We start from the raw sequence: 1,966 nt of genomic DNA, 5'->3' as shown, positions 1-1,966 counted from the left end.
GCATCGCCCGCCTGCACAACCTCGTCCTGGCCGGGTAACGCAGAAACCAGCAGGCCACCAGCCACGTCAGAGATCATTTACGGGACAACTCTTAGTGCGAGATTAGGTCCGCCCGCATCACCTGCCGCGATCATCGCGCTTGCTTCACGCGTTCCTTCGCCGCGCGGTACGCCTGCCGGAGGTCGCCGGCGGTCGCGCAGTCCATGCCCCCCCGTGCGGTACTCGTCGCACGCTTGGGTGTGACGGATGAACGCGCTGTATGCGGCCTGGATGATGGCATCCGCGTCCCTGTGCTGGGCCGCCCCCGGCCCGATATTCTCAGGCACGTCATCAGCTCCCACTGCTGGCGTCCACACCCCCGGACCGGTAGCACGGCCGCGGGGGTTTTTCGTGGATGCACCCTATAGCGCCCTAATAGGTCCATGTGCAGCACTATGTGTGTCGCCGCAGGTCAGGGTGGTCATACGGTCGTTGACACGGTGGACGACGATGACATGCCGGTGATCAACCCGGCTGGCCCGCAGCTGGTGTACGTAGTCGTGGCCGACCACGTTGCGGCGCAGATCGCCGACGGGCGACTGCCAGTAGGGGCCAGGCTGCCGGGCGAGCTGGCCATGGCCGAGATGTACGGCATCGCCCGGATGACTGTCGCTCGGGCGGTACGGGAGCTGCGGGAGCGGGGGCTCGTCGTCACGGTCCGCGGCAAGGGGACGTTCGTAGCTGACCCCGAGGCCTGACGCGTCCGCCCCTCCCCCGGGCGCTGTTCCAGTTCCAGGTGAGGGGCGGTCTCGTAGCTGCGCCCAGCCATAGGCGTGAATGTGATGAGTCCACGGTACTGGGCCGGTATGACAACCGGGGCGGCCCGCCGTGACGGGGGGACACGGCCGGCCACGGCAGTGTGGCAGGAGGGGGCGAAGTTCGCGGGGGCGAATACTCCATGCGGGTGGTGTGGGCTCCGGGGCGTCACCGTCGAAGAGGGACGGCGTCAGGGGGGAGGTCATGGCTCGGGCCTGACCGCCGACCGCTGACCTGCGGAATTGAGCAGACTTCTGCTCAAGATGCTGGAAAGGGTACGTGCTATTAACGTGATGCCTGTGAGAGTCGCAACCGGGGCACGCCTCGGACGGCAAGATTCCGGAAGGACCGGAACCAATGAGCGGCGAGACGTGCTGCTGCTTGGAGCTGTGACCTCTGCGAACCGCACCGTATGTCTTGCATGCGCTGTGGCCCACCCGCCTTCGATCTTCGGTGGCGGAAGGAAAGGTAGAGACTCATGCGAACACCTCATATCAAGCGTTCCCTCGCTGTAGCCGCCGCCGGTCTGATGCTGGCTGGTGGCGCCGCCGTTGGTGCCGCAGGGACAGCTGTGGCCGCCCCTGCCCACACGACCCCCGCGGCTAGCCACTCCTACGACCGGTGCGGCTGGTGGGATGACTGCGACGGGTACGGGTACGGATACGGCAACGGGTACGGGTACGGGTACGGCTTCGACAACGGGTACGGCCCCGTAGCCATTGTCGTGGTGGGCGTACCCGGTGGCTACGGCGGATACTGAGCCAACTCAGGGAGAGGTGAACTAAGACGTCATCTCATTCGGTGAGTCTGCGGTAGCAGATGAGGGTGCAGGCGATGCTGGAGAAGGCAAGGAAGTGCTCGGCTTTGCGCTCGTAGCGGCGGTGTAGGCGGCGGCAGCCGGCGAGTCAGGACATGGTGCGTTCGATCGTCCACCGGTGGCGGCCCAGTCGCTTCGAGGACTCGATTCCCTTGCGGGCGATGCGGTGGGTGATTCCGCGCTGCCGTAACCATCGCCGCAGGTGGTCGTAGTCGTATCCCTTGTCGGCGTGGAGCTTGCCCGGCTTGCGTCGTCGTCGGCCGGGCCGAGCCTCACCGCGTCCAGGATCGCGGTCCAGGACGTGGCACCCGGCTCCAGAGCGGCCACGAAGGAGTAGGGCCAGCCCGGGATGAA

The 1,966-nt window shown here is 66.4% G+C and carries 2 protein-coding genes and 1 pseudogene; 2 read left to right on the top strand and 1 reads right to left on the bottom strand.

What is annotated here, in order from left to right; all coding sequences use genetic code 11:
• Nucleotides 1-479 precede the first annotated feature (479 nt).
• Both ACWCXX_RS41265 and ACWCXX_RS41260 read left to right on the top strand, forming a co-directional pair.
• Nucleotides 480-737: a GntR family transcriptional regulator gene (locus tag ACWCXX_RS41265; protein WP_451136445.1), complete on the top strand. Its 258-nt coding sequence runs from the start codon at nt 480-482 to the stop codon at nt 735-737.
• A 536-nt stretch (nt 738-1,273) separates the two neighbouring features.
• The gene (locus tag ACWCXX_RS41260; RefSeq protein ID WP_451136443.1) at nt 1,274-1,555 is read left to right on the top strand and encodes a hypothetical protein; all 282 of its coding nucleotides are present in this window, start codon (nt 1,274-1,276) and stop codon (nt 1,553-1,555) included.
• Nucleotides 1,556-1,589: 34 nt separating this feature from the next.
• Here the strand turns inward: ACWCXX_RS41260 and ACWCXX_RS41255 are convergent.
• A pseudogene (locus ACWCXX_RS41255) lies at nt 1,590-1,874 on the bottom strand (transposase); the annotation flags it as partial.
• Nucleotides 1,875-1,966: the final 92 nt, after the last annotated feature.

The sequence above is a fragment of the Streptomyces sp. NPDC001732 genome, from assembly GCF_053596315.1.
Note: the sequence above shows the minus strand (reverse complement) of the source record. Positions and strands in the feature narration are given on the sequence as shown.

Excerpts from the sequence above, each read along its gene's own strand:
- ACWCXX_RS41260 (WP_451136443.1), top strand. The coding sequence starts at position 1,274 with ATGCGAACACCTCATATCAAGCGTTCCCTCGCTGTAGCCGCCGCCGGT.